The sequence below is a fragment of the Arthrobacter sp. WCS2018Hpa-7 genome, assembly GCF_031843805.1.
Classification (GTDB): domain Bacteria; phylum Actinomycetota; class Actinomycetes; order Actinomycetales; family Micrococcaceae; genus Arthrobacter.
In genome coordinates, this window is the sequence record NZ_JAVTJB010000011.1 from 111,718 (window position 1) to 137,956 (window position 26,239).

Annotated in this window: 22 protein-coding genes and 2 tRNA genes; 8 read left to right on the forward strand and 16 right to left on the reverse strand. The window is 63.4% G+C overall.

Annotation, left to right across the window (positions count from 1 at the left end):
- Positions 1-117: 117 nt before the first annotated feature.
- Both RQH14_RS13665 and RQH14_RS13670 read right to left on the reverse strand, forming a co-directional pair.
- Positions 118-1,035, reverse strand: coding sequence for a DUF2797 domain-containing protein (locus tag RQH14_RS13665; protein ID WP_311213721.1), 918 nt, complete (start codon positions 1,033-1,035; stop codon positions 118-120).
- A gap of 2 nt (positions 1,036-1,037) precedes the next feature.
- On the reverse strand, positions 1,038-1,901 hold the full coding sequence (locus tag RQH14_RS13670; protein ID WP_311213722.1) for a CoA ester lyase: 864 nt from the start codon (positions 1,899-1,901) through the stop codon (positions 1,038-1,040).
- 378 nt (positions 1,902-2,279) lie between these two features.
- On the opposite strand from RQH14_RS13670, the gene RQH14_RS13675 reads away from it, so the two are divergent.
- The 4 genes from RQH14_RS13675 (at position 2,280) to RQH14_RS13690 (ending at position 6,113) form a co-directional block, all read left to right on the forward strand.
- Positions 2,280-3,305: an ABC transporter substrate-binding protein gene (locus RQH14_RS13675; RefSeq protein ID WP_311213723.1), complete on the forward strand. Its 1,026-nt coding sequence runs from the start codon at positions 2,280-2,282 to the stop codon at positions 3,303-3,305.
- Between the two features lie 2 nt (positions 3,306-3,307).
- A complete protein-coding gene (locus RQH14_RS13680; protein WP_311213724.1) occupies positions 3,308-4,198 on the forward strand; it encodes an ABC transporter ATP-binding protein in 891 nt (296 codons plus the stop codon).
- On the forward strand, positions 4,198-5,112 hold the full coding sequence (locus RQH14_RS13685; protein ID WP_311213725.1) for an ABC transporter permease: 915 nt from the start codon (positions 4,198-4,200) through the stop codon (positions 5,110-5,112). The genes RQH14_RS13680 and RQH14_RS13685 overlap by 1 nt, the downstream gene beginning before the upstream one ends.
- Before the next feature lie 68 nt (positions 5,113-5,180).
- Positions 5,181-6,113 carry a TauD/TfdA family dioxygenase gene (locus RQH14_RS13690; RefSeq protein ID WP_311213726.1) on the forward strand — a complete coding sequence of 311 codons (933 nt, stop codon included), beginning with the start codon at positions 5,181-5,183 and terminating at the stop codon, positions 6,111-6,113.
- A 104-nt stretch (positions 6,114-6,217) separates the two neighbouring features.
- Here the strand turns inward: RQH14_RS13690 and RQH14_RS13695 are convergent, their stop codons facing one another.
- From RQH14_RS13695 to RQH14_RS13715, 5 genes are all read right to left on the reverse strand, one after another.
- Positions 6,218-7,177, reverse strand: a complete 960-nt coding sequence (locus RQH14_RS13695) for an aldo/keto reductase (protein ID WP_311213727.1) — start codon at positions 7,175-7,177, stop codon at positions 6,218-6,220.
- Between the two features lie 24 nt (positions 7,178-7,201).
- Positions 7,202-8,956, reverse strand: coding sequence for a glycoside hydrolase family 13 protein (locus RQH14_RS13700; protein WP_311213728.1), 1,755 nt, complete (start codon positions 8,954-8,956; stop codon positions 7,202-7,204).
- A 76-nt stretch (positions 8,957-9,032) separates the two neighbouring features.
- Entirely contained in the window at positions 9,033-9,893 is an 861-nt protein-coding gene (locus RQH14_RS13705; protein WP_311213729.1) for a carbohydrate ABC transporter permease, read from the reverse strand.
- Positions 9,893-10,864: a sugar ABC transporter permease gene (locus RQH14_RS13710; RefSeq protein ID WP_311213730.1), complete on the reverse strand. Its 972-nt coding sequence runs from the start codon at positions 10,862-10,864 to the stop codon at positions 9,893-9,895. Before RQH14_RS13710 ends, RQH14_RS13705 begins: the two co-directional genes overlap by 1 nt.
- 23 nt (positions 10,865-10,887) lie before the next feature.
- Positions 10,888-12,153 carry an extracellular solute-binding protein gene (locus tag RQH14_RS13715; RefSeq protein ID WP_311213731.1) on the reverse strand — a complete coding sequence of 422 codons (1,266 nt, stop codon included), beginning with the start codon at positions 12,151-12,153 and terminating at the stop codon, positions 10,888-10,890.
- A 242-nt stretch (positions 12,154-12,395) separates the two neighbouring features.
- Between RQH14_RS13715 and RQH14_RS13720 the strand changes: the two genes are divergently transcribed.
- Positions 12,396-13,622, forward strand: coding sequence for an ROK family protein (locus RQH14_RS13720; RefSeq protein ID WP_311213732.1), 1,227 nt, complete (start codon positions 12,396-12,398; stop codon positions 13,620-13,622).
- On the opposite strand, the gene RQH14_RS13725 is transcribed toward RQH14_RS13720, so the two are convergent.
- The 9 genes from RQH14_RS13725 to RQH14_RS13765 form a co-directional block, all read right to left on the reverse strand.
- Positions 13,619-15,190, reverse strand: a complete 1,572-nt coding sequence (locus tag RQH14_RS13725; protein WP_311213733.1) for a Na+/H+ antiporter — start codon at positions 15,188-15,190, stop codon at positions 13,619-13,621. The two genes, RQH14_RS13720 and RQH14_RS13725, sit on opposite strands and share 4 nt — an antisense overlap.
- Before the next feature lie 140 nt (positions 15,191-15,330).
- Positions 15,331-15,987 carry an NAD(P)-binding oxidoreductase gene (locus tag RQH14_RS13730; protein WP_311213734.1) on the reverse strand — a complete coding sequence of 219 codons (657 nt, stop codon included), beginning with the start codon at positions 15,985-15,987 and terminating at the stop codon, positions 15,331-15,333.
- A 65-nt stretch (positions 15,988-16,052) separates the two neighbouring features.
- Positions 16,053-16,126, reverse strand: a tRNA-Met gene (locus RQH14_RS13735).
- A 62-nt stretch (positions 16,127-16,188) separates the two neighbouring features.
- A tRNA-Thr gene (locus RQH14_RS13740) sits at positions 16,189-16,260 on the reverse strand.
- Between the two features lie 151 nt (positions 16,261-16,411).
- A complete protein-coding gene (locus RQH14_RS13745) occupies positions 16,412-16,957 on the reverse strand; it encodes a LysM domain-containing protein (protein ID WP_311213735.1) in 546 nt (181 codons plus the stop codon).
- A 179-nt stretch (positions 16,958-17,136) separates the two neighbouring features.
- Complete coding sequence (locus RQH14_RS13750; protein ID WP_311213736.1) at positions 17,137-19,344, reverse strand: DEAD/DEAH box helicase; 2,208 nt, start codon at positions 19,342-19,344, stop codon at positions 17,137-17,139.
- Between the two features lie 391 nt (positions 19,345-19,735).
- Positions 19,736-20,389 (reverse strand): MOSC domain-containing protein, encoded by a 654-nt coding sequence (locus RQH14_RS13755; protein WP_311213737.1) that lies wholly within the window; start codon positions 20,387-20,389, stop codon positions 19,736-19,738.
- Between the two features lie 39 nt (positions 20,390-20,428).
- Positions 20,429-21,103 (reverse strand): response regulator, encoded by a 675-nt coding sequence (locus RQH14_RS13760; protein WP_311213738.1) that lies wholly within the window; start codon positions 21,101-21,103, stop codon positions 20,429-20,431.
- Entirely contained in the window at positions 21,100-22,614 is a 1,515-nt protein-coding gene (locus tag RQH14_RS13765) for an ATP-binding protein (protein WP_311213739.1), read from the reverse strand. Before RQH14_RS13765 ends, RQH14_RS13760 begins: the two co-directional genes overlap by 4 nt.
- 151 nt (positions 22,615-22,765) lie before the next feature.
- Here RQH14_RS13765 and RQH14_RS13770 point away from each other — a divergent pair, with 151 nt between their 5' ends.
- From RQH14_RS13770 to RQH14_RS13780, 3 genes are read left to right on the forward strand one after another with little or no spacing between them, the layout of a single operon-like run.
- A complete protein-coding gene (locus RQH14_RS13770; protein ID WP_311213740.1) occupies positions 22,766-23,491 on the forward strand; it encodes a Tat pathway signal protein in 726 nt (241 codons plus the stop codon).
- A 2-nt stretch (positions 23,492-23,493) separates the two neighbouring features.
- Complete coding sequence (locus RQH14_RS13775) at positions 23,494-24,699, forward strand: glutathionylspermidine synthase family protein (protein ID WP_311213741.1); 1,206 nt, start codon at positions 23,494-23,496, stop codon at positions 24,697-24,699.
- Entirely contained in the window at positions 24,696-26,222 is a 1,527-nt protein-coding gene (locus RQH14_RS13780; protein WP_311213742.1) for an APC family permease, read from the forward strand. Before RQH14_RS13775 ends, RQH14_RS13780 begins: the two co-directional genes overlap by 4 nt.
- Positions 26,223-26,239 lie beyond the last annotated feature (17 nt).

Below are 26,239 nucleotides of genomic sequence, written 5' to 3' on the forward strand. Positions count from 1 at the left end.
GGGGCCGGGCCGTTGCGGGGCCCGCTCTGCGCCCCCGGAACACGAAATGCCCCGCAAAGCGGGCCCCACAACGGGAAGGTGTTGCCAAGGGGGTGGATCTCAAGTCAAAGACGGGCGTTAGAAAAGGGAGTCCTGCAGCGCCGGGATGTCCGTAAGGTGCGGGCCGAACTCGATCTTGCGGCCCTTCAACGCGCCCAGGTCTGCCACGAAGCTGCCCTCCACCTCTGCACCCGAAGCGTCGGGAAGACCTGCCAAGGCGATGGCCCCGGACAGTGCGCGGACCCGCAGACCGTGCCCGCCGGCGTCGAACGTTACGGGGTATGGGTGGCGACGCCCGTCGCCGGCAGCATCACAAAGCCGGTCCGCCAGCGCAGGCCGGTCCCACTCTTCCTCCACAACGGAGTAGCCGGTCATCGCGAGCCCGCCCAGCAACCCGCGCACCCGCCCGGCGTGCTGACGGTTCAACGCCGAAAGCTCGACGCCGGCACGCGGCTCCACGAGGCCGGCGGCCTTGGACGCGGAACGGACTTGTTGGACGAGGCCGAGCTCGCGTGTGACCATGTCCTCGAGGATGCGGACAACACGGCCGTCCTCGGCGTGGGCCACGTAGGAAGCGTGCACGGCCCCCTGCTCGGCCAGTCGGTTCCATTTGCGCTGCGCGGAGGCCGTACCCACTTTGGTGGCACCGTTCGCGAAAGTAGCCACGTAGAGCCAGTGCGGCTGCATCAGGTAGGCCCGCAGGCCTGTGGGCACGGAGGTGCCGCGATGGAAGTCGTGCATGAGCCGGGAATCGTCGCGGGCAAAGCAGGCCCCGCATTGCTTGCCACGCTCCGCCGGGGAACTGCTGCGGCAAGGGACGTGTGTACGGTCCCCCGGACCGTGGACCTTGGTATGGCCCAGGCACCACAGACCGGGGATAACGCGCAGGCCCAGGGCTGAGCCCCGGGCCAACGCAATCTCACTGAACTCCCCATCCGGCGCGAACAACTTCAACGCCGGCGACGAGGAGTCCCAAACGACTCCGTGAACCAGCATCCTTACAGGGAAGGCTGGACTCCGAAAGCCACTGCGAGCTTCATGATCTTCTCAGCACGGCCCAAACGCGGGAGGTCCGAACCGTCGCGGATGACGCGGCCGTTGGCTTCGAAGTCGTTCATGAAGTCGGTGGCCCAGGCGACGTCGGACGGCGTGGGGCTGATGACCTCATTGATCACGGTGGTCTGATCGATGGCCAAGCACAGCTTGCCGGTCATGCCCATGGTCACAGTGATGCCGGTCTGCTCGCGCAGGATGGGGTGGTTGGTGCCGACGGTGGGGCCATCGATGGGGCCCGGCAGGTTGCCCACGCGGCTGGCAACAACCAGTTTGGCGCGCGGGTAGGCCATGGCCTCGGGGGTAGCCGCCATGCCGGTGTCGCGGCGGAAGTCGCCGGATCCGAAAGCAAGGCGGAAGGCACCCTGGGCACGGGCAATGTGGTTGGCTTCCTCGATGCCGAGGGCAGACTCAACCAGAGCGATTACGGGAGTCTTGCCGTCCATGCGGTGGTAGGACTCGGTGACCTGGTCAGCGGATTCGGTCTTGGCCAGCATCACGCCGAGCAGGCCAGGGGTGCCGCGGAGACCGGCGAGGTCGTCCGCCCAGAACGGGCTGGTGGCGTCATTGATGCGGACCCATGCCTGGCCACCGGCGGTCAGCCAGTTAACGACGTTCTCGCGCGCCTGGTCCTTCTGGGAAGGATCCACGGCGTCTTCGATGTCCAGGATGATGGCGTCAGCCCGTGAACCCGCAGATTCGTCAAAGAGCTCCGTTTTCATGGCGTTCACAAGGAGCCAGGAACGGGCGATATCAGCGGGAATGTTGCGGGTAGGCCGAATGGACTCGGCGGCGATGCTAGACGTCATGTATCTACCGTATCCGCCCGGCGCCTCACAGGGCGAAGAAATACGGCCGGTTGTGAGGATCAATACGAACTAAACCCCATATGACTGTGGGGTCCAACAGTATGAAGGTCCGACGGCGGTACGGGCCAGTCACACCCTGCCCACCTGTCGCTGTTGTTCACAAGGCTCAACGCGGCGTCTTTGTGTCCTCCGATTGCCGGGAATGGCCCAGGATTTCGCCCTGTTTCGGGCTGTTTCGCAGCGTTTCCAGGCGTTACCCCAGCGCTTCCCACGCACCACCGGGATGGGCTTTCATCGTTCCCAAGCCGTTGCACGGGTTCCCAAGCTCTTGCGTCAGCCGGCTGCCCACCACATCGCAATCCACCGAAAGTAGCTCCCATGAAACTGCATCTGCCCCTCCTGAGCGTCGCGGCCGCCGTCGTACTAGCGCTGACGGTGAGCGGCTGCGGCGGTACAGCTGAAGCCGGTCAAGGCGGTCAATCCGGCAACGAGGTCACCGAACTCCGCTACCAGGGCTGGGCCAACCAGGTCACCTTCCCGGAACTGGCCGAGGACCTCGGTTACCTGGGCGACGTCAAGCTGAAGTGGGTGGGCAACACCACCAGCGGGCCGCAGGACATCCAGTCAGCAGCCACCAACCAGACCGACTTCGGCGGGGCGTTCACCGGTGCCGTCACCAAGCTCGTCGAGGCCGGGGCTCCCGTCAAGGGCGTTATCAACTACTACGGCGCCGATGAAAAGAACTTCAGCGGCTACTACGTCAAGGCGGACAGCTCCATCAAGGAACCCCGGGACCTGATCGGCAAGAAGATCGCGGTCAACACCCTCGGCGCACACCACGAAGCCGTCATCAACACCTATCTGACCAAGAACGGCCTCAGCCAGGACGAGATCAAGCAGGTCCAGCTGGTCCCCCTGGCGCCGAATGACACCGAAGAAGCCATCCGCCGCGGTCAGGTGGACGTGGGAACTTTGGGCGGCGTCCTGCAGGACCGGGCCATAGAAGCCGGTGGACTGAGGTCGCTGTTCAACGACTACGAGCTTTTCGGCACGTTCGCCGGCGGGCAGATCGTGCTCCGGAACGACTTCATTGATAAAAACCCCACCACCACCCGCACCTTTACCACGGCCATCGCCAAAGCACTCAAATGGGCCACTGAAACGCCCCGTGATGAGGTCATTGCACGGTACACCAAGATCATCGAGAGCCGCGGCCGCAATGAGAGCACGGCCAACCTGAAGTTCTGGAAGAGCCCGGGTGTTCCGAACAACGGCGTGATCACGGACGAAGACTTCACCCGCTGGGAGGCCTGGCTCAACGCATCGGGAATCGTCAAGGACAAGCTCACGCCGTCCAAGTACTACACGAACGGGTTCAACGAGCTCGCCGGGAAGAAGGGATGACCATGACCGCGAAAATCAGCCTCCGGAACGTCACCAAGGAGTTCACGGTCCGGGCCACCAAAACAACCAGCGCCACCCGCCTCACCGCCATCGATTCCCTCAGCCTGGACGTCCGCGACGGCGAGTTCCTCACCCTCGTGGGGCCCAGCGGTTCCGGAAAGACCACGCTCCTGGACCTGCTGGCAGGACTCTCCACGCCGACCTCCGGTGAGGTGCTGGTGGATGGCAAGCCCGTCACCGGGCCGGGCAAGGACCGTGCCGTGGTGTTCCAGCAATACGCGTTGTTCCCGTGGCGGACAGCATCTGCCAACGTCTCCATCGGACTTGAAGGAGTGGGCCCGGACGGCAGGAAGCTGAACCGCCGCGAGCGGGCCGCGAAGGCCAGTGAATATCTGGCACTCGTAGGCCTGGCGGGCTTTGAGGACCGCTACCCGCACGAGCTCTCCGGCGGCATGAAGCAACGCGTGGCCATTGCCCGCAGCCTGGCCTATGAGCCGGACGTGTTGCTGATGGACGAACCGTTCGCCGCCCTGGATGCCCAGACGCGCGAGCAGCTGCAGGATGAGCTTCTCAGGATTTGGAAAGCCACGGGCAAGACCATCGTCTTCATCACCCACGGCATTGACGAGGCCGTGTACCTCGGCGAGCGCGTCGCTGTCCTGAGCGCACGGCCGGGCCGGCTCAAGGAAATTGTGGACATCAGCATTCCGGACCGTGACGGCGAGGAGGACATCCGTTCCAACCCTGCCTTCGTGGAACACCGCCATCAGGTGTGGACGCTCCTGCACGATGAAGTCCGCCGCGCCCAGGACGCCGGCCACCGCAAGATCCTCCCGGACGGCAGCGCGCCGGACGAACCCGCAACTACCATCACGGAAAGGAGCGCGGCCTGATGACCACCACGCTCATTCATGCAGAAGCGACGCCCACGGCGGGCAAAGAGTCAAACCCAACTGCCGCCGTCGAGCGTTCACCGCAGGATGCTGCGGACGGCACGACGACGGTACCCGGCAGAGTGCGACGGGTGGCCGCGGCGGCAGGTTCACTTCTCTGGAAGTCCGCAGCCATCCTGGCGTTCCTGGCGCTCTGGGAGCTCGGACCGACGTACTTGGCCAGCCCCTCCACGCGGGTGTTCCTGCCGCCGCTGCACGAAGTACTCCTGGCGTGGGGCAAGCTCTTCGAGGCCGGCACCATCCAAGGCCACATCGCTGCCAGCCTCACCCGTTCGGTGGCAGGCTTCGGCGCCGCACTGGTGGCAGGTGTCTCGCTGGGCCTGCTTATCGCATGGTACGGGCGGTTGAACTCGGTCCTGAACCCGCTGCTGGAGTTGTTCCGCAACACCGCTGCGCTGGCTTTGCTGCCGGTGTTTACGCTGCTGCTGGGCATTGGCGAGGAGTCAAAGATCAGCATTGTTGCCTACGCCGCGTTCTTCCCGGTCCTCCTGAACACCATTGCCGGTGTGAAGACCGTGGACCCGCTCCTGATCAGGGCGGCGCGCTCGCTGGGGCTCAACAGCTTCCGCCTCTTCCAGAAAGTCATTCTCCCGTCCGCCGTGCCCACCATTTTCACGGGTATCCGTATGGCCGGCACCGCATCGATCCTGGTGCTGATCGCCGCGGAAATGGTAGGAGCAAAGGCCGGCCTGGGGTATCTGATCGTGAACGCGCAGAGCAGCTTCCTGATCCCTGATATGTACGCAGGCATCCTCACGGTGTCCTTGTTGGGGCTCGGCGTGAACTTCCTGCTCGTCGCCCTTGAACGGCACTTCTCCCGCTGGCGCACCGCTGTTGGTGCCGCCGCTTCCTGACCCACCCGCGCGGCATCCGCCGCAATCCATCACTGCTCGATCCATCACAACCAGTAAGGAAACAGATCATGACCGTCATCACCGAAACCAAACTCGAATTCGCCAAGCTGGGCTCCCGCATCGGCGCCGAAATCCGCGGGCTGGACATCAGCGGAGACCTCAGCGAGGACACCGTGGCCCAGATCAGGGCAGCGCTCAACGAGCACAAAGCGTTGGTGTTCCGTGAGGCCAACATTCTCACCGACGAAGCCCAAGTGAAGTTCGCTTCGCACTTTGGGCCACTGACCAAGGCGCACCCCACGGTTGCTTCGGTAGACGGCGAAGAGAACGTCCTTCCCGTTGACAGCGAGAACGGCTCGGCGAACAACTGGCACACGGACGTCACGTTTGTGGTCAACCCGCCGCAGGCTTCCACACTGCGCAGCATTGACCTTCCGGCGTACGGTGGCGAGACGTTGATCGCGTCCTCGGCCGGCGCATATCGGGACCTCCCGGAGGAACTGCGCAGCTTCGCGGACAACCTGTGGGCCATCCACACCAATGACTACGACTACTCAGTGCCCAAGAATCTGGAGCACTCCAACGCCGAAGAGCGTCGCAAGGAGTTCACGCGCCTGAAGTTCGAGACCGCCCACCCCGTGGTACGGGTCCACCCTTTGACCGGCGAGCGCGGATTGTTCATTGGGGGCTTCGCGCAGCGGCTCCGGATTGTGGGGCTGTCCAACACCGAGTCAAAGGACATCATCCGTCTCCTGCAGGCGTATGTAACGCGTCCGGAGAACGTGGTCCGGGTGAACTGGGAGCCCAACCAGGTGGTTCTGTTCGATAACCGCATCACCCAGCACTACGCCCCGGACAACTACGATGGCCAGCCACGTAAGCTCAACCGCGTGACCATCGCCGGGGACATTCCGGTGAGCATCGACGGAAAGCCCAGCCAGGCAATCCAGGGCGACTCGAGCACTTACTCGGTGGTGGCCCCGATCAACCACGCATCGTAGGCGTACTCCATGTGTTGCTGTTCGCACCCAACTGAGTCGCAGTTAAGGCCGTTCTGAGAGCTCAAAACGGCGTCAACTGCGACTCAGTTGGGTTAAAACGGGGGTTAGGGGATGTTGTTTCCGCGCGCTGCTACCCACAGTCCGTACCACTCGGCCCGGGTCATCTCTTTCGCGACAACTGCGGCGTCGGCGCATGCCGCGATCCGGGTGGGATGGGTGGTCCCAACCACCGGCGAGATGCGGGCCGGGTGTTTCATCAGCCAGCCAAGCAGTACTGATTCCGGTGTGGTGTCCTTCTCCCCCGCCAGCTGTTCCAGCATCTCCGCTACAGCCAACTCGGCCGGTGACAGCTCCTCAGACTTCGCACCCGTGTACCGCCCTTGCGCCAGGGACCCGTACGCCTGCAGTTCAATGCCCTTGGCCATGCAGTGCTCAAGAGTCCCGTGGGGGAAGCTGTAGCCCAGCCCCTCCGCATGGTTTACCAGTACCGTGCTCTCCAGCCAGTCCCGGCGCAGCAGACTCATTTCCAACTGGTTCGCCACCAGGGGTGTCTCCAGCTGGTCCTGCAGGAACGCGATCTGCGCACCGGACATGTTGGACACACCCAGTTGCCGTACCTTGCCTTCCGCCATCAACTGGCCGACGGCGTCCCCCACCTCGCGCGGGTCCATCAACGGATCAGGGCGGTGCAGCAGCAGCACGTCCACATAGTCCGTTTGGAGCCGCTTCAGGCTGCCGTTGACCCGCTCAAGGATGGCTTCCCGGCTGAGGTCGTAATGCGTTTCCAGCCCACGCTCCCCCAGCCTGATGCCGCACTTGGTTTGCAGCTGGATCTTCTCACGCAGGCCCCGCGAACGGGCAAGGACTTCACCGAAAACGGCCTCGGACTTTCCACTGCGGTAGATATCCGCATGATCGAAGAGCTCAATTCCGATGCCCAAGGCGGCGTCGACCACCGCGCCGGCCTGATCGATTTCAGCTGCGCCATAGGACGTGCCGTCCCACGGGCCGCCGAGTCCCATGCAGCCATACATGAGGCGTCCCCGCCCGTTCGCATTCGTCATAACTTCAGTATTCTGCCGCAGCGCTTACGCGTTGCTGACAACCCAGGCAGTGGTGTCGGACGGCAGCTTGCCGTTCTCCAACGGACCGCTGGCTACCACCACGTCGCCTTCAGGCAGCTCAACAGGTTCGCCGCCGAAGTTGGTGACGGTGTGCCAGCCGCCGGGGCGGCTGAAGTGCAGCACGTCCTGGTTGCCGGTCTCAACCCATTCAAGCTCCTCGTCCGTCTGGAGTTCGCTGCGCAGGCCCAACGCCTTGCGGTACAGCTCCAGCGTAGAACCGTCCACGCCGTCCTGGGTGGATACTGCGTAATCCTTGAACCACTCCGGCTGCGGAAGGTGCGCCGTACCCGCACCGAAGCCGAACGACGGGCCTTCCGCTGTCCACGGCAGCGGCACGCGGCAACCGTCGCGCCCGATTTCCACGCCCGGGTTGCGGAAGAAGGACGGGTCCTGGCGTTCGGAGTCAGGAATTTCCGAGACTTCACGCAGCCCGAGCTCTTCACCCTGGTAGAGGTAGGCCGAGCCGGGAAGCGCAAGCAGCAACAGCGTCGCGGCGCGGGCACGACGCAAGCCAAGTTCGACGTCGAGCTCTTCAGCCGGTGCGCCGGCCAGCAACCAGCCCTTGCCATCCTGGCCCTTTGGCTTGCCGCCGGTAATGTCCTGTGCCGCATTGGTCCCCTGAGCAACGGAGCCGCCCTTGGGCAGGCCGTACCGCGTGGCGTGGCGGACGACGTCGTGATTGGAGAAAACCCACGTGGACGAAGCGCCCGATTCCTTGGCTGCCACCAGGTTGTCCGTGATGATTTTCCGGAAGGATGCAGCGTCGAAGTCGGACTGCAGGAGATCGAAATTAAACGCCTGCCCCAGTCCTTCGGGGCTGGCATAGCGGGCCCGGCGGGACTCGTGGACCCATGCCTCGGCGACAGCCATACGGGGCGGGTTGTACTCGTTGAAGAGCTTGCGCCACTCCGCGTAGACCTCGTGGACCTCATCGCGGTCCCAGAACGGGTGGGAACCATCGGTGAAGCCATCGGTTCCGTGGGCCTTGGCTTCGAGGTCAGCCTTCATGGGCAGCGGCTCGGACAGATCCTTGGCCATGCCGTGGGCCACATCGATCCTGAAACCATCAACGCCGCGGTCCGACCAGAAACGCAGGGTCTTCAGGAAGTCCTCACGGATTTCCGGGTTGTCCCAGTTGAAGTCCGGCTGCTCCTTGGCAAAGATGTGCAGGTACCACTGGCCGGGAGTGCCATCCGGCTCGGTGATGCGATCCCAGATGGGGCCGCCAAAGACGGAATCCCAGTCCGACGGCGGCAGCTCGCCGTTCTCGCCCCGGCCGTCACGGAAGATGTAGCGCTCGCGGGCAGCTGAGCCCTTGGGCGAAGCCAAAGCTTCCTTGAACCACTCATGGCGGTCGGAGGAATGGTTGGGGACGATGTCCGCCACGATCTTGATGCCGGCGGCGTGCAGGGCTTCAACCATCTCGTCGAAGTCCTCCAGCGTGCCCAGCTTCGGATCAACATTGCGGTAGTCATCTACGTCGTAGCCGCCGTCAGCGAGCGCTGAGGGGTAGAAGGGGCTCAGCCAGACGGCGTCAATACCCAGTTCCTTGAGGTAGGGAACCTTGGCAGTGATGCCCTTGATGTCGCCCAGGCCGTCGCCGTTGGCGTCGTGGAAGCTGCGGGGATAGATCTGATAGACAGCCGCTTGGCGCCACCAGTTGGGGTCGGCCATGCGATCTACATCGGTACGGTGTGCCTGAGTGGCGGAAGTGCTCACGAAACTCCTTTGATTTAGTATCTAAATTTATATCCCGGACCAGTATGAAACGGCCGGACGTCGCAGGTCAACAGGCCTAACCCTTTACGGCCCCCTGGGTAACCCCTGCCATGACCCACCGCTGCGTAAACAGGTAGGCGATAATCGCCGGGGCCATCGCCATCAGGTAGGACGCGAAGGACACGTGGTAGTTGTTGCTGAACTGGGTCTGGAACAGGTTTTGCCGCACTGGAAGTGTCTGCAGGGAAGGGTCTGAAATGATCAGCGACGGCATCATGAAGTCATTCCACGCATAGAGGAAGGCAAAGATTCCCACGGTGGCGCTCATCGGTGCCAGGAGCGGGAAGATCAGCTTCCAGAAGGTCTGCCAAGTGGTAGCGCCGTCGATCCTTGCACTCTCTTCCAATTCCATCGGGATGGAACGGAGAAATGCGGTGAACAGGAGGACGCTGAAGCTCAGCTGGAACATGGTGGCCAACAGGATCACACCGAAAGGATTATCCAGTCCCAAGCGGCCCGTGAGCTGGATTTGTGGCAGGGCCACCACCGGGAAGGGAATGAACATTGCCCCCAGCAGGTAGAAGAACGAGTACCGGAACAGACGGCGCTCCCAGTTGCGCACGATCGCATACGAAGCAAAGGCCGCCAGGATGATGGTGGCCACCACGGTTCCCGCAGTCACCAGCAAGGACATCGCGGCGCCCACAGGGAAGTTCGTCAGCGTCCAGGCCTGGACAAAGCCGTCAAGGCTGAAGGGGGCAGGGAAGGAGAAGGCGTTGCCATCCACCGCCTGGCCCTGGGTCTTGAACGCCATGGAGACAGTGACATACAGGGGAAGGAGAACGGTCACCGCGCACAGGACCAGGATGGTGGTGGCGGGCCAATTCACCCGTTCGACTGTGGAGCTGGATTTTTTGGTCATCGATTCGTTGGTCATCAGAGTGCATTCCGTCCGCGGGTCAGCGAAAGCTGTACGAGAGAGATCACGATGGCCACCACGAAGAAGATCGTCGCGTTGGCCATCTGGTAGGCGTAGTCGCCGCCGTTGAAGCCCGAGATAACAGTCATCGCGATGCTTCGGGTTGAGGTTCCCGGACCACCGTTGGTCAGGCCAACGATGATGTCGTACGCATTAAGGAACCCTTTGAAACCGAGAATGATGTTGATGACCACGTAGCCGGACACCAGGGGAAGCGTGATCTTCACCAGTTGCTGGAACTTGCTGGCGCCGTCGATTTCCGCAGCCTCATACACATCCCCCGGCACTGCCACGAGGCCGGCGATATAGATCAGCAGCGCGCCCGGTACGGCCTGCCAGGCCGTCACCAGCACAATGGCCACCCATGCCAGGTCCGGATTGGCCAGCAGGCTGCTTTCCAACCAAGGGATCCCGGCCGCAGCACCCAGCGACGGCAAGGAGTTCGAAAAAAGGAAGTTGAAGACGTAGGCGATGATGATGCCCGAAACCACCATCGGAATCACGAAGATGGTCCGCAGTGCCGACTTCATCCGGATGCGCGACGTCAGCCCGACGGCGAGGAGGAACGCCACGACGTTGACCGCAATCACCGTCACGATGGAGAACCCGAAGGTAAACAGGTAGCTCTGCAGGATCGCGGGATCACTGAAGATGGCGATGTAGTTGGTCAGGCCAACGAACTCCCAGTCACCGATTCCAATGGAGTCAGTGAAGCTGAAGAAGATGCCGATGATGCCCGGAACGGTGATGGCCAAGGTGAACAGAACAAGGCTGGGCACCAGGAAAAGGTAGAAGATCGGCTCAACCCGGCGCCTGCTGCCTCGCTGCTGACCGGTCCGCTGGGGACGGTTTTGCTTCCGGCCGGCACGCTTGGGGTCCCTTTGCGGGCCGCCCTGCCCGGACGTGGTGGGGGTAGTGATGATGGACATGATGTTGACTCCCTGGTTCGGCACTACTGGCGGAACGCCAGGCGCGCCCAATCTGCGTCGAGCGTGCTGAGGGTGGATTCCGGCTTGGCGCCGAACACGAGTGCTTGGGTGTAGTTCATGATCGGGATGGTGCGGGGTACCAGCACGGACGGACCCTGGTAGACCTGGGATGCGTCGTAATACTGCACCATCCCTTCAATCCGGGGATCCGGGGTAACCGCAGAATCCTTGGTGGGCGTGAACCCCAACTGCGACTTGTTGTAGGCGTCAATCACCTCGGGCTTGTAGAGGTACTCGAGGAAGTCGCGCGCAGCGTCCTTGTGCTTGGACGCCTCAGGTATCCAGGCCGCAAGGTCCACATTGACGCGGACCCGCAGGTCCCGCGGATCGTCTGTCATCGGCAGCGGAAAGGTTCCGAGCTTCAGATCAGGGGCGGTCTTGGCGATCTCGCTGAAAGCCCACGGCCCCTGCAGGTACATGGCTGCTTTGCCTTGGGAGAACGCCAGGTTGCCGTCACCGTAGGCCCGGCTCGCAGCGTCCTTATTGACGTAGCTCGTGGCCAGCTTCAGCATCTTGGCCACTGGTTGCTCGAAGTCCTTTTGGAAGGAAACCGACGATTCCGGACCCACTCCCGTGCCTTCAGCAGCGAGTTTGTCGAAGAAGTCCAGGGTGTCCACCTGACCGCCCACAGAGTAGTCGAACCACCCTTGGGCTATGGTCCAGTCATCCTTCCAGGTGGCATAGAAGGGTGTGACTCCAGCCGCCTTGAGCCGCTCGCATGCGGCGATCAATTCGCTCCAGGTAGTGGGCACCTTGATGTTGTTGGCCGCGAAGATCTCCTTGTTGTAGATCACCGACGATGCCATCACCGAATAGGGAAGGGCGCTGGTCCGGTCCTGGTAGGTGCCGTACTGGTCCATGAGCGGTTGGAGATCCTCCCGGATCCTGGACGCGGCGTCCGTGCCGGAGAGGTCGCTCAACGCGCCGCGCTGAACAAAGCGGGACGTCTCCATGTTGTAGTTTGCGAGGGCAATGTCCGGCGGATTTCCACGAACGAAGCTGGCGGACACAACGTCCACGCCCGAAGTGTCCAGGACCACCTCGGTGTCGTTTTGCGAAGCGTTGTAGTCGGCAACGAGCTTGGTCATGAAACCGATGGCTTCACGTTTGCTGAACGTAAACCGGATGGTCTCCTTGCCCTGGTCTCCGGTGCACCCTGTGAGGAGGCCTGCCAGCAGGGCCAGCCCCAGGGTCACCGCCGCCAGGCGTTTCTTGCGCGTAGGTTTCACAGACTCCGTGGTCCTTTCGTCGTGCGGACCTCAGCGGCCGCCGTGCATCGGGCGGCGGTTACTGACCGCCAGTCCCGAAGTTTAGATAGGAGATAAATTTATGACCTATCGCAAGTTTGAGTGACCGACGCCACAGGGTCAAGCTTTTAGACGAAATCCGTCGTCATCTAAATTTATGTACTAAATTTAGAGAGATCGTTCTATCATTCCCCGGCTGACTGCCCCAAGAGTTCGGAGTACCCATGGTGACTGGGACTGCACCATCAACACAGCTGGTGCGCCGGGTCAACGCCGGCGCAATGCTCAAGGCAATGCGTGGCGCCGGCGTCCTCACCGGAACGGAACTCATGGATTCCACCGGGCTCTCACGTGCAACGGTCATATCGATCTGCGACGAACTGGTCCGCCTCGGATGGCTGCAGGAACTTGAAAACCAGCGGGGTACGGGCGAATACGTCAAAGGCAGGCCCGCACGCCGCTTTGTTTTCGACGACGGTGCGGCCAGCGTGCTTGGAATCGACATCGGCGCCACCAAGATCACCACGATCGTGGCGAACATGGCTGGAACAGCGTTGTCCCAGGTCACCATGCCATTCCGTACTTACAACGTCCCGGCCGACGAACGCGCCGACGTACTGGACAGGATCGCCGCAGAGGCCCTGAAGAAAGCCGGCGTTGCTGCTGATTCCGTTCTGGCAGTGTCCGTCGGAGTGGCCGCCCCGGTCAGCCGCGATGGCGAGGTACTCAGGGCGCAGGAATTCTGGAAATCCTTCGATGTCCGCCGGATAGTGTCCGAGCGGCACGGCTGGCACGTCCTCCTGGAAAACGATGCCAACCTCGCGGCCCTCGCTGAACGATGGCAAGGAACCGCACAGGGAGTGGACAACCTCGTGGTCATGCTGGCCGGTGACCGGCTGGGTTCAGGCATCATGGAATCCGGCCGCCTGCTCCACGGGCAGCTGGGTGGCTTTGGTGAATTGGGATATCTCGATCATGTAGACGGGGTGGGCGACACCTACGGCATTGCCCACTACGCTGTGCTGTGGGGACGCGAAGCCATGGACAGCAACCCGACAACGACGCTGCGTACATTGTGCGGCGGGAATCCTGAAGCCTTGACCGCTGAGATGGTTTTCACTGCAGCCGCGGACGGAGACGGGCCCGCCCGTACGGCCCTGGATCGCCTGGCGCAACGCATGGCCCGGGTCATCGGCTCGGTCAGTACGTTGGTCAACCCCGAGCTGGTGGTCATAGCCGGGGCCGTGGCAGCCTCAGCCCACGCGTTGATTCCGGGCATAGAGGAAAAGATGACGGAGTTCACCTTCACCCCCCCGCGACTGGCAACCTCACCTCTGGGAGACGGGATCGTGTCCCTCGGCGCGATCCGGCACGCACTGGATTATGTCGAGGAACATGCTTTGGACCTGTATCCCGCGTCGCTGCCGAAACACGATACTGCAGTGACCTAGTCCGGCATCGACATGGTGCGCAGGTCCAGCTGCCTCAGCACGCGATCTGCCACTTCCGGGTCGGTACCCAGCTCGTTCCGGGCCGCCACCACTTCCTGCCGTGCAGCATCCAGGGCGATGGTCTGCACAGCGATGGACAACTCCCGTCCACGCTTGCGCTTTTCAGCAACCGTCTCATTCTGCAGTGTGCCATCGAGCAGTTCCGCATGCAGCCGGCGCATCTTTTCCTTGACCAGCGCCACCTTCTCCGCCGGGAGTTCCTTCATCAGGTCGTGGTCCTTCAACGCGGCTACCGCAGCAGACTGGGCGCGCTTGGCCAGGACCTTGGCGGCATCTTGCTCGTGCGTTCCGTCCTCGGTGGCCTTGAGCACCCGCATGAGCCATGGCAAGGTGAGGCCGGGAAGCACCAGGGTTGCCAGGAGGACGGCGCAGGCAATCACCAGGATCTCGTGCCGCGCCGGGAAATCACTGCCATCCGGCAGGGTCAAGGGAAGTGCCAACGCCAAAGCCAACGTAGCCAGGCCTCGCATGCCGCACCACGTCAGGATCAGCACTTCCTTGGGTGAGGTGGGCTGCAGCAGGTTCCTGCGCCTCCGGGCCGTCAGGGCAAGCAGGCCCAGCCACAGGAACCGGACAACGAACACCAGGATGCAGATGACCACGGCCATGCCGATCATCCCAAAGATCGCAGTCCCCTCGTCCCGGATAACGTGACGGATTTCCAGTCCCACCAAGCCGAAGGCCAGCCCCGTGGCAAGCAGTTCCACCACGTCCCAGAACGCCGTCCGCGTGATGCGTTCAGCGGCATCCTGCGGCCGCGTATGGCGCTGCAACTCCAAGGCGGTGACGACGACGGCCACCACACCTGAGGCGTGCAACTCTTCCGCGAGGATGTAGGCAGCGAACGGCACCACCAGGGTGACGGCACTGCGGGCCACCATGGACGTGACCAGCTTGGTGATGAACTTGGTCAGCCAACCCATGGCGATGCCGATCACCACGGCCAGTGCGGCTCCAATGACAAACTGCGGGATGACCTCCGGGCCCACTTCCTTGCCGGACATGGTGGCGGCCACGGCGGCCTGGAAGATCACGATGGCCGCGGCGTCGTTGAAGAGTCCTTCGCTCTGCAGGACCGTGATGAGGCGGCGCGGCATGTGGACGCGGCCGGCTACCGACTCAACGGCAACGGGGTCCGGCGGGGCCACCATGGCACCTAAGGCGATGGCCGCGGGAATACCGATGCCGGGGATCATGAGCCAGGCAGCACCAGCCACAACAGCCGTGGAGACCACCACAAGGGCTACGGCCAGGAGCAGGAGCGTCCGCCACCGCACCCTGAAGACAGCCCAGGAACTCTTCTGGGCCGTGGCGAACAGGAGCGGCGGCAGGAAGATCGGCAGGATCAGCTCAGGGGAGATCTCAAACTCAGGAAAGCCCGGGATGAACGTCAACGCCACAGCCAGCAGCAACATCAGGACCGGATACGGAAGCCGGAGCCGGTCCCCCAGGCCCACTGCCACCACCGTTGCAAGCAGCAATCCGACAATGAGCGCCAACTGATCCATGTTCCTGCTTCCCCAGACGTTGTAAGGCCCTCCCCCGGGCGAAGCCGAAAAAGTTCCCTACCAACATATCCCGGGAGTGCAAACAGTCCACGCGGAGAAACAGTCAGAACGAAGCAACGGTCCGCGGCTCCGTTAGAGGCTCAGTCCTCCGTCAGGGCGTCCACCACGTCCGCCGTCCCGTCCTTGAACGCAATGGTCCGGTGGATGGTGCCGGGCAGTTCCAGGACAGCCGCCGTGACCAACGCAACGTTGGCCCGCGACGTCTGCGTGCCGCTGCCGGGGTTCTCGGGGTCCGTCTGGATCAGGCCCGTAGCAGGCTCGTCGGTCAAGGTTCCCGGGCCCAGGACAGTCCAGTCGAGGTCGGTTGCACGCAGGTAGTCGTCAGCCGCTGCTTTGGCCTCCGCATAGGCGAAGAATGGGTTGTCAGCGGGCACTCCGTGGTCCGTCGCCGCGCCGATGTAGGAAACCATGACGTACCTAGTGATGCCTGCCTCTGCGGCGGCGTCCATCGAGCGGATGGCTGCGTCGCGGTCCACCGCATAGGTCCGGTCCGGGTTGCCCCCGCCGGCCCCCGCTGACCAGACCACGGCGTCGTGGCCGTCGAGTGCCTGGGCGAGTTCCGCCGTCGTCGAGTTTTCCACATCAAGCACCTGCGCGTTGGCGCCGGTTTCCGTGACATCTGCCACATGATCGGGATTTCGGATAAATGACGTGACGTCGTGACCTTCGCCACTGAGAATGCGGGACAGATGCAGGGCCACTTTCCCGTGGCCGCCAATGATTGCGATTCGGCTCATGAACCCATTCTGTCCCACGGAACGAAAAAAGACCCCGCAGGCGAAAGCTGCGGGGTCTTGCTCTGTAGCGGTGGGGAGGCTCGATCTCCCGACCTCACGATTATGAGTCGTGCGCTCTAACCAACTGAGCTACACCGCCACGAATGAGAAAAACCTGTGCCAAGCCGGTCAAAAACCGCCTTGACACAGGCCCTCATTCAGAGCCCCCCACCGGAATCGATCCGGTGACCTCGTTCTTACCAAGAACGCGCTCTACCACTGAGCTAGGGGGGCAACGAGTAAATACTCTACCGGACGTTTTCAGAAGCTACAAATCGGCGAAAGAACGCGGAAAATCGGCGTCGACACAATTTGCGAAGACGCATTTTTCCTGATCTATATTTCGCGCCGCCAGCAGTCGCCGCTGCCCCTTTGGCGGTTCACATCAGGGTAGTCGGAGCACCTGTCCCGGGTAGATCTGGTCCGGATTGGGGACGGTGTCAGCGTTGGCGGCAATCAACGCTCCGAGATCCACCCCGAACTGGGCAGCGATCCCACTCATGGTGTCTCCCTGCTCCACCACAACCTCCGTGACCCTTGGGGCCACAGGTCCCGGCTGCCCGGCCCCCGCAGCAGCTTCAGCGGCCGCCTCCTGCGCCTGCGGCTGGACTTCCGGGGCCTCGGGTTCCAGGCCCTCCTGGCGGGCCTCCTGGGCCGCTGCGGCGTCCGCGGCTGCCTGCTGCCGGGCCGCTTGGGCTGCCGCGGCCTCAGCGGCGTCCCGGTCAGCTGCTGAAACCTCGACGGCGGCAGCGTCCTCCGCGGCCTGGGTGCCGGCTGCTGGAGCTACTGGGGCTGCGGCCTCGGCGGGAGCTGCGTCGCGGGCAGCAGACCCAGCGTCATCCCTGTGATCTTTGTCGCCGTGCAGTAGTTGGTCGCCGCGCCCCTTGTCACCAAGGCCCAGGTTCTTCTTCAAGTTGTCCAGCAATCCCATGGAGCACCCTCCTGCGTTCTGCTTGCATGCTGCTTGCGTTCAGCCGTGCCTCGATCCTACGGCGGGGCGGGGGCGCATGTAACCCCGTTAAATGCCGCAGGGGGCCGGCTCGAAAGCCGACCCCCTGACGGGAACTACTGAGTGTCTAACATGCAGCGGTGTTTACCACCAGGAAGTGTTTACCACTTGCCCTTGCGGTTGAAATCACGGTGTCCGCCTTCGCCGCCACTACGGGGCTTGCGGGCGCCGTCACCGTGGCCGCCGAAGCGGGAACCGCTGGCCTGGCCGCGGTCGCGGTCGCCGAAGCTGCCCGCGGTGCGCTCGGAGCGGTCGCTGTAGGAGCGGCCACCACGGTCAGCGGAGGTACGCTCGCCGCCCTCGGACTTGCGGAAGTCCTTCTTGAATCCGCCGGCACCCTTGAAGTTTCCGCCGCCACGGTTTTCGCGGTCGCCATAGCCACCGCGTCCGCCGCCGCCACCACCGGAGTAGCTGCCGCGGTCGCCGCTGGGCTTCCGTCCGTTGTCCAGTTCGAGGTGGATCAGCTCGCCACCGATGCGGGTGCGGGACAGTGCGCGCAACTGCTCGGGGCTGAGGTCTGCGGGGAGCTCCACCAGGGAGTGGTCCGAGCGGATGTCGATGCCACCAATCTGTGCGGAGGAAATGCCGCCTTCGTTGGCAATGGCGCCAACGATGGAGCCCGGCATGACGCGCTGACGGCGTCCGACTGCGATCCGGTAGGTGGCGTTGCCCTCGGTGAGCGTACGGGTCGGGCCACGGGAACCGAAGCCATCCTTGGAGCGCTCACGCTTCTGGTACTCGGGAGCTGCAGGCAGTTCCTTGACGAGCAACGGCTGTCCACCCTGGGCCATGACGGCCAAGGCTGCAGCGATCTCGGAAGCCGGAACGTTGTGCTCTTCCTCGTAGGAGGAGATGAGGTCGCGGAACGCTGCAACATCCTCGGACGCGAGGGTCTCGGTGATGCGCTCGGCGAACTTGCCAAGGCGCAGCGTGTTCACGGTCTCGGCGGTGGGCAGGTGCATCTGCTCCACCGGCTGGCGGGTTGCCTTCTCGATGGAACGCAGCAGGTACTTCTCGCGCGGCGTCATGAACAGGATCGCGTCACCGGAACGGCCTGCACGGCCCGTACGGCCAATGCGGTGCACGTAGGACTCGGTGTCGTGCGGGATGTCGTAGTTGATGACGTGGCTGATGCGCTCAACGTCAAGGCCACGGGCAGCGACGTCGGTGGCGACGAGGATGTCGATGCGGCCTTCCTTCAGTGCGTCGACGGTGCGTTCGCGCTGCTGCTGCGGGATGTCACCGTTGATGGCGGCAGCCTGGAAACCGCGGGACTTCAGCTTGTCGGCGAGGTCCTCGGTAGCCATCTTGGTGCGCACGAAGGCAATCACGCCGTCGAACTCTTCAACCTCAAGGATGCGGGTCAGGGCGTCCAGCTTGTGCGGGCCCATGACCTGGAGGTAACGCTGCTTGGTGTTGGCGCCCGTGGTGGTCTTGGACTTCACCGAGATTTCAGCAGGGTTGTTCAGGTACTGCTTGGACATGCGACGGATCTGGCCCGGCATGGTGGCAGAGAACAGCGCAACCTGGCGGGTTTCCGGGGTCTGCTGGAAGATCTGCTCAACGTCATCGGCAAAGCCCATGCGCAGCATCTCGTCAGCTTCGTCCAGCACCAGGTACTGGAGTTCGGAAAGGTCCAGCGAACCCTTGGCGATGTGGTCGATGACACGGCCGGGGGTACCCACAACAACCTGTGCACCGCGGCGCAGTCCGGCGAGCTGCGGGCCGTAGGCCGAGCCACCGTAGACCGGGAGGACAGTGAAGTCGTCAATGTGCTTGGCGTAGGAGGTGAAGGCCTCGGCTACCTGGAGGGCCAATTCACGCGTCGGGGCCAGGACCAGTGCCTGGGTCTTGCGTGAGGGACCGTTGAGGTCGTGGAGTTCGGCCAGGCGGGACAGGGCAGGAACAGCGAAAGCTGCGGTCTTGCCGGTACCGGTCTGGGCGAGGCCAACGACGTCGCGGCCTTCCAGAAGCAGCGGAATGGTGGCTGCCTGGATGGGTGACGGCTTCTCGTAGCCGACATCCTGCAGGGCGGCCAGGACGCGGCCGTCGATGCCAAGATCGACGAAGCGGACGCCTTCTTCTTCCTCGTCTTCTGCCTTGGGAGCAGGAGCTTCGGTTTCTTCTGCCTTGGGAGCAGGGGCTTCGGTGAAGGTGGGGGCTGCAGACTCGGCTGCAGCGTTCTCGACGGGGGCAGCGGCCGCGGCCGGTGCTTCAGCTTCGGCGGGCGCGGTGGTCTCTGCTGCTACAGCGGACTCTGCGGACTCAGTGGTCTGGGCGTCGAAGTTTTCGTTGAGATTTTCGGTCATAGGGGGAAATTCCTCATCCATAGGGCAGTCGGCGCGGCCCGGTTGGGCTTGGCCGCAGTACTCGTCGCGAAAACAGGCAAAGTGCCCTGCTCTCGCAAGAAGTCCGGCGCTATCGCAATCCCATGGCAGGACTTCCCGCTGCATCTCTTGGCTGCTATCCCAGCAGTCTGTACAGCGTTTTCTTTAGCCGGCTCTCCCTATGAAAATGCCCGCACACAATTGCGGGCCCCAACACTTACCAGTCCTGCCTCAAGAATTGGGCAGGATAAAGGGATTTCCGGAGTGGGGGATATTTCAAGTGTAGGGCACGGGGCGGCATCACCGCGACTTAAGCCCCCATGATGGCCGGTGAGCTTGTTCACACTCAGCCGCGACCGCTGCCCCGGAGCCCTCAGAGGCCGTGGCGGCGGAGGACGTTGTCGAACTTTGAGTGGTACTCGTCCTGGAGTCGGATCTCGCCGTCTGCCTCCGCGTCCAGCAGTACCTGGACGACGTCCGGCGTCGGCTCACTGAACCACTGGCCCACGGTGATGCCGTGCTTCGGAACGAACGTGCGGTGAATGTGGTCCCCGGCAGAAACGGTCCCTGTCCTGATGACGCGGAGGTAGGTGCCAATGCGGCCGGCCTGCGTGAACCGCTTCACCCACTGCGGCTCTTCGAGGACCCGTTGGAAAGTAGCGCAGGGCACGCGGGGGGACGTCACCTCGACCTCTACGTCCAGGCCGATCTTCCACCGTTCGCCAATCACGGCGCCCGTGGTTTCAATGCCGGACACCCGAAGGTTCTCACCAAAGAGTCCTGCCCGCACCTCCCGCTGCAGCTCACCTGCCCAGTAGTCGGCATCCGCCTGCGAATACGCGTACAGTGCTTGGTCTTCTCCGCCGTGATCAATACGGTTTGCCTGCACGTCCCCGTGAAGCCCTAGTTTATGGACCTTGACCGGACCTTCCACCGGACGCTTGTCCATGGCAGTAACCCCCACGTTGCCGGGATCAGGCAGCAGTTGGTGGACACGGCAGACGGCAAGGAGGGATGCGGTGTTCATGGGATCAGTCTACGGACGGTCCGGCGCGAATTGACGTTTTTAAGGATCAAAACGGTAGCCCATGCCCGCTTCGGTGTGCAGATGGCGCGGCTCTGCCGGATCCCGCTCCAACTTCCGGCGCAGCTGGGCGATGTACACGCGCAGGTATTGGGTTTCCTTGGCATAGGCCTGCCCCCAGACCTGGGTGAGGATCTGCTGCTGGCTCACCAGTTTCCCCTTGTTGCGGACCAGCAGTTCCAGGATGTTCCATTCCGTGGGCGTCAGCCTGACTTCCACGCCATCCTTCACGATCCTCTTGCCGGCCAAGTCCACCAGGAAGTCTGCAGTGGCCAGTGTTGGTTCTTCATGGCCGGTGACCACACGGCGCGAGGCGACCCGGAGGCGTGCAAGCAGCTCATCCAAACCGAAAGGCTTGGTGACGTAGTCGTCCGCACCGGCGTCGAGCGCTTCCACCTTGTCCTCGGACGCGTGCCGGGCAGAGAGCACAATGATGGGCATGCTGCTCCAGCCGCGGATGCGGCGGATGATCTCCACTCCGTCCATATCCGGCAGTCCGAGGTCCAGCACCACGATCTCCACGGGCTGCTTGGCAGCGGCCTGCAGGGCGTCGGCGCCGTTGCCCACGGACAATGCCTGGTAGCCGTGGGCCTGGAGGGTGACCTGCATGGCGCGGGCAATCCGGGCTTCGTCCTCGACGATGAGTACCAGCGTCATTGCGGGCCACCGGTCCACAACGGCAGAGTGACCACCATGGTCAAGCCGCCACCCGGCGTCGGTTCAGCATCGAGCCTGCCGCCCATGGCTTCACAGAACCCCTTGGCGACCGCGAGTCCCAACCCGATCCCACCGCCGGCAGTGTGTCCGGGCGCCGGCGAATCACCGAAGCGCTGGAACGGCTGGAACATGGTGAGGACCTCCTCCCGGCCTACTCCCCTGCCGTGATCCACAATCCGCAGTTCGCCGGCCGGCCGGTCCCCCAGGGTGATACCGGCACCGGTACGCGCCGTCAGGACAACATCCGAGTCCGGCGCATACTTCACCGCGTTCTCCACGATGTTGGCCACCACGCGCTCCAGCATGCCGGCATCGGCCTGCACCGGCGGAAGATTGGGCGGAAGTTCATTGCGGAGATGCCCGGCCGGAACACCCCGGAGCGCCTGCGGCAGCACCTCAGCCCAGCCGATACCGGTCAGCAGCGGATTGACCGCATCAGCGGTGATGCGCGACATGTCCAGGAGGTTGTCCACCAGATGATCAAGGCGGTCCGCATATTCCTCGATGGTCTCCAACAACTCCCGCTCCACGTCCGGAGGAAAACTCACGTCCTCCTGGCGCAGGCTGCTGACAGCAAGCTTGATACCGGCCAACGGCGTCCTCAGGTCATGCGACACGGCGCGCAGGATGGACGTCCGCATCTTATTGCCCTCGGACAGCCGGACATTGTCCCGCCGGCTTTTCACCAACTGCTGCCGTTCGCGCACGGCAACCACGAACGCACCAAAGGCGGCCAGCAGCCGCTGGCGTTGCGGTGTCAGGGGTCCGCCGCGCAGCAGCAGCGTGTACTGCGGATCGACGACGGCGGCATGGTCGGCGGCGGCGTGGGTCACCGGCGGGTTGGGGCCGGCGCTCGCCAGGACCTGCGATGCGGGAGCTGCCCCTGGCATGGCTGCCGCCCCCGGGGCCGCGGAGCCCAGCAACGTCACCGCTTCCATGCCCAGGTTCGCGCGGACCTTCTCAAGGAAAGTCTCCAGGCTTCCATCGGAACTCAGTATCCGGAGAGCCAACTCACTCAGGGCAGTGGCTTCGGCTTCGGACCGTGCCGCTTCCTGGGCCCGGCGGCTGGCCAGACCCACAGCGAGCGCCACACCGCAGGCCACTGCCAGGAACACCACCAAGGTGAAAAGCGTGGTGGGATCGGCAATGGACAGGGATCCCACAGGATCGGCCGAGAAATAGTTCAGCAGGAAGCTGCCCAAAACGGCGGCCACCACTGCAGGCCACAACCCGCCGATCGCGGCGACCGCGACCGCCACGGCCAACTGCAGCAGCATGGTCATGGCGAAGTTACGGAAATTCAGGACCGTGACCAAAAGTTCGACGGCGGGCGGCAGCATGAGTGCCAGTACCAGTCCGGTCGCCACACGTCCCCGGCCGATGCCTCGAACCGGCGGGAGCCGCAGCAGCACGCCGTCGTCGCCGTTGCTGTAGGTCTCCGGTGCCGCCATGGCTCCATCCTTACACGCTTCCACAGTGGGGAGTTCTCCCCATTTACCGCAGTCATCCGTGCCTGCACCGCTTGCAAGGACTAGGCTTGCTCTGAGCATTCTGGTCCGGCGTGGCGCCGGACACATCAACGGTCTATCCAGGGGGATATCCATGGGCCCGAAAGACAGCCCTGACGCAGCCGGCAACAACGGCGGCAGCAGGGACAACAACAGCGACTTCGGGGCGGGCAACAATCCGCCCAAACCCCCACCTTGGCAAGTGCCCAAGCCCGAACTCCACCCGGAGCTTTTCACGCCTGTCCAGGACGACCCCCAGCAGGGGAATCCGCAGCAGGGCAACCCTCAACACGGCAAAGCGACGGGAAAGAACAAGAAGGTGCCTGCGGGGGCATCCCCCGGCGGAGCTCCACGTCCCGGACAACCCCTGCCTGTGGTGGACCCCTTCGCCAGGGAACGCGAACGCGGCGAGGCCGAGGCAGCCAAGAAGAAGAAGCGCTCGCAGCGTCGCACTGTGGTCGTCGGCCTTGGCGTGACCGCGCTGTTGGCCGGAACCATTACGGCAATCGTGGCCAGCAACGAGCAGGAAGCCGACTACGCCCAGGTCTGTTTCAACGAGGAAACCGGCGAGCGCGTTGATGACAACGACTGCAACAACAGCAGTTCGGCGGGCCGAAGCTCCGGTGTCTACGCGTGGTACTTCTACTCCCGCGGCGCCAGCGTGCCTGCTGTGGGCCAGAACCGTTCCGCCTACCCGAGCTACACCAAGAACGTCCCAACAGGAGCCAAGTCCTCCACCGGCTACAGCACCAAGGGCGGCACCGTCAGCCGGGGTGGCTTTGGCAGCAGCTCCAAAAGCGGCGGAAGCTCGGGAGGCTAGGCGTGCGTCGACTGCCCTCCGAGCCCAGGCCGGACTGGAAGCAAAAGATCGAAGAACAGGGCCTGGTTTTCTCCACCACCACCATGCCCAATGGCCGCAAAATCGAATACTGGAACGAATCGGCGTACTACGAATTCACCGAGGACGAGGTGGAGACCCTCGAGAAAACCGCGGAAGACATGCACATCATGTGTTTGGAAGCCGCCAAATACCTGGCAACCGGAGCCATGGGCGACCTCGGCATTGGGCAGCAGGCCCTGGAGCTGGCCGGCGAGTCACTGCTGGCCGCGGATGTGGACGTTTATGGCCGATTCGACTTCATCTATGACGGTAAGGGCGGCCCGGCCAAGATGCTGGAGTACAACGCCGATACCCCTACCGGGCTGATCGAAGCCTCCGTGGCCCAGTGGTTCTGGCTCCAGGACGTCTTCCCGGAGAAGGACCAGTGGAACGGAATCCATGAGGCGCTGATCCGGCAGTGGAAGAAGCTGCAGTTCCGCACCGGCATGAGCACGCTCCACGTAGCCCATTCCGAAGCGGAAGAATCCGGCGAGGACTGGATGACGGCAGCCTACATGCGGGATGTCGCAAGCCAAGGTGGCTGGACCACCATCGGCATCAACATGTCCGACATCGGCTGGGACCCCAACCTGAACCGGTTCGTGGACCTGGACAACTTCATGATCAGCACCATGTTCAAGCTGTACCCATGGGAGCTGATGATGAAGGAGCCGTTCGGACAGCGACTCCTGCAGCGCGCCCACAATCCGCGCTGGGTTGAGCCGGCATGGAAGATGCTGCTGTCCAACAAAGCACTGCTGGCTGCCTTGTGGCATCTTTACCCCAACCACGAAAACCTGCTGCCGGCCTACCTCGGCGATCCGGGTCCCCTCAAGGAATGGGTGGCCAAACCGCTGCATGGACGCGAGGGCGACAACATCCGCATCCATGCCCCCGGCATTGAGATCCAGCAGCCCGGCGGCTACGGCCGCGAAGGCTGGTGCTTCCAGCAGTACCACTCCCTGCCCGACTTCGATGGCAACCATCCGGTCCTGGGTCTGTGGGTGGTGGATGGCGAATCCGTCGGCTGCGGCATCCGCGAATCCGACGGCCCCATCACGGACTACTTCTGCCGCTTTGTCCCCAATACCATCGACGCCCCGGCGCCCATCGCGCCCCCTGCTACTTCCTACGGAGCTGCACTATGAGCACTGAAACCTCGACGCCGGGTGGCGGCTCAGCGGGCGGCGACCCTAACGCCGTCGTACCTTCCAAAGGCCTGCACGCCGGGATCCTTGACCTTGGCGACTCCGTCATGCTGGGCCTGGCATCCACCGCGCCTGTCTATTCGCTCGCGGCGACGCTGGGGCTCATTGTTGCTGTCAACGGCAACTACACCCCGCTGATCCTGATCCTCGGCTTTATCCCGGTCCTGTTCATTGCCTACGCCTTCCGTGAGCTCAACAGCGCCATGCCTGACTGCGGCACCACGTTCTTCTGGGCACGCAAGGCATTCGGCCCGTGGGCCGGCTGGCTGGGCGGCTGGGGCGTGGCCCTTGCAGGAATCGTGGTGCTGGCCAACCTGGCGCAGATTGCCGGCAAGTACCTCTGGCTCCTGATCGGTGATGGTTCCCTGGCCGACAACACGTGGCTGGTGACGGCCACCGGCGTGCTGTTCATCGTGTTCATGACGTACGTGAACCACCGCGGCATCCGGCTGGGCGAGCACGTCCAACGCACCCTGACCTACATCCAGTACATCTCGCTGGGTATCTTCGCGGTGGCCATTGTCTTCCGCATTGCTGGTGGCGCGCCTGAAGGACAGGCCTTCGACTTCGAATGGTTCAACCCGGCCGGCGCCTTTGCCGATCCCGGTGCTGTGGTCCATGGCGTGCTGCTGGCGTTGTTCATCTACTGGGGCTGGGACACGTGCCTGGCCCTCAATGAGGAAACCGAAAACCCTGCCAAGACCCCCGGCCGTGGCGCCGTCATCTCAGCCTCCGTGCTGGTGGCGATCTACGTTTCCGTTGCACTGCTGGTGATGATGTACGCCACGATCGGTACCGACGGCATCGGCCTGGGCAATGAGGCCAACCAGGATGACGTCTTCCTGGCCATGAAGGACGTAGTGCTGGGTCCTTGGGGCTGGCTGATCATCGTGGCTGTGCTGGCGTCCGTCCTGTCCTCCACGCAAACCACCATTCTGCCGACCGCGCGCGGGACGCTGTCCATGGGCGTGCACGGCGCGCTTCCTGCCCGGTTCGGCAAGGTCCACGAGCGCTTCATGACGCCGGGCTTCTCCACCCAGGTCATGGGTGCGGTGGCCGTGGTGTATTACGTGGCCATGAGTTTCCTCAGCGAAAACCTGCTCTCCGATTCGATCAGCGCCATCAGCCTGTTCATCGCGTTCTACTACGCCCTGACCGGCTTCTCCTGTGTGTGGTTCTTCCGCTCCACGCTCAGGGATTCTGCCCGCAACCTGTGGTTCCGCGGCATCCTTCCGTTCCTCGGAGCCCTGTCCCTGACGGCGGCGTTCTTCATCTCAGCAGTGCAGATGTGGGACCCGTCGTACGGGGACACTCAGATCTTCGGCATTGGCGGAGCGTTCGTCAGCGGCGTGCTGCTGCTGGCTTTGGGTGTCGTGCTGGCCGTCGTGTGCCGCTTTGCACCGTCTACCCGCGGCTACTTCACCGGTGAGCGGGCCGAGGCCGGGGTGGTACGCGGCGAATAGCCCCGGAGGCTCGTCGG

Coding starts and splice junctions, on each gene's coding strand:
- RQH14_RS13665 (WP_311213721.1), bottom strand. CDS start 1,035: ATGCTGGTTCACGGAGTCGTTTGGGACTCCTCGTCGCCGGCGTTGAAG.
- RQH14_RS13670 (WP_311213722.1), bottom strand. CDS start 1,901: ATGACGTCTAGCATCGCCGCCGAGTCCATTCGGCCTACCCGCAACATT.
- RQH14_RS13675 (WP_311213723.1), top strand. CDS start 2,280: ATGAAACTGCATCTGCCCCTCCTGAGCGTCGCGGCCGCCGTCGTACTA.
- RQH14_RS13680 (WP_311213724.1), top strand. CDS start 3,308: ATGACCGCGAAAATCAGCCTCCGGAACGTCACCAAGGAGTTCACGGTC.
- RQH14_RS13685 (WP_311213725.1), top strand. CDS start 4,198: ATGACCACCACGCTCATTCATGCAGAAGCGACGCCCACGGCGGGCAAA.
- RQH14_RS13690 (WP_311213726.1), top strand. CDS start 5,181: ATGACCGTCATCACCGAAACCAAACTCGAATTCGCCAAGCTGGGCTCC.
- RQH14_RS13695 (WP_311213727.1), bottom strand. CDS start 7,177: ATGACGAATGCGAACGGGCGGGGACGCCTCATGTATGGCTGCATGGGA.
- RQH14_RS13705 (WP_311213729.1), bottom strand. CDS start 9,893: ATGACCAACGAATCGATGACCAAAAAATCCAGCTCCACAGTCGAACGG.
- RQH14_RS13710 (WP_311213730.1), bottom strand. CDS start 10,864: ATGTCCATCATCACTACCCCCACCACGTCCGGGCAGGGCGGCCCGCAA.
- RQH14_RS13720 (WP_311213732.1), top strand. CDS start 12,396: ATGGTGACTGGGACTGCACCATCAACACAGCTGGTGCGCCGGGTCAAC.
- RQH14_RS13725 (WP_311213733.1), bottom strand. CDS start 15,190: ATGGATCAGTTGGCGCTCATTGTCGGATTGCTGCTTGCAACGGTGGTG.
- RQH14_RS13730 (WP_311213734.1), bottom strand. CDS start 15,987: ATGAGCCGAATCGCAATCATTGGCGGCCACGGGAAAGTGGCCCTGCAT.
- RQH14_RS13745 (WP_311213735.1), bottom strand. CDS start 16,957: ATGGGATTGCTGGACAACTTGAAGAAGAACCTGGGCCTTGGTGACAAG.
- RQH14_RS13750 (WP_311213736.1), bottom strand. CDS start 19,344: ATGACCGAAAATCTCAACGAAAACTTCGACGCCCAGACCACTGAGTCC.
- RQH14_RS13755 (WP_311213737.1), bottom strand. CDS start 20,389: ATGAACACCGCATCCCTCCTTGCCGTCTGCCGTGTCCACCAACTGCTG.
- RQH14_RS13760 (WP_311213738.1), bottom strand. CDS start 21,103: ATGACGCTGGTACTCATCGTCGAGGACGAAGCCCGGATTGCCCGCGCC.
- RQH14_RS13765 (WP_311213739.1), bottom strand. CDS start 22,614: ATGGCGGCACCGGAGACCTACAGCAACGGCGACGACGGCGTGCTGCTG.
- RQH14_RS13770 (WP_311213740.1), top strand. CDS start 22,766: ATGGGCCCGAAAGACAGCCCTGACGCAGCCGGCAACAACGGCGGCAGC.
- RQH14_RS13780 (WP_311213742.1), top strand. CDS start 24,696: ATGAGCACTGAAACCTCGACGCCGGGTGGCGGCTCAGCGGGCGGCGAC.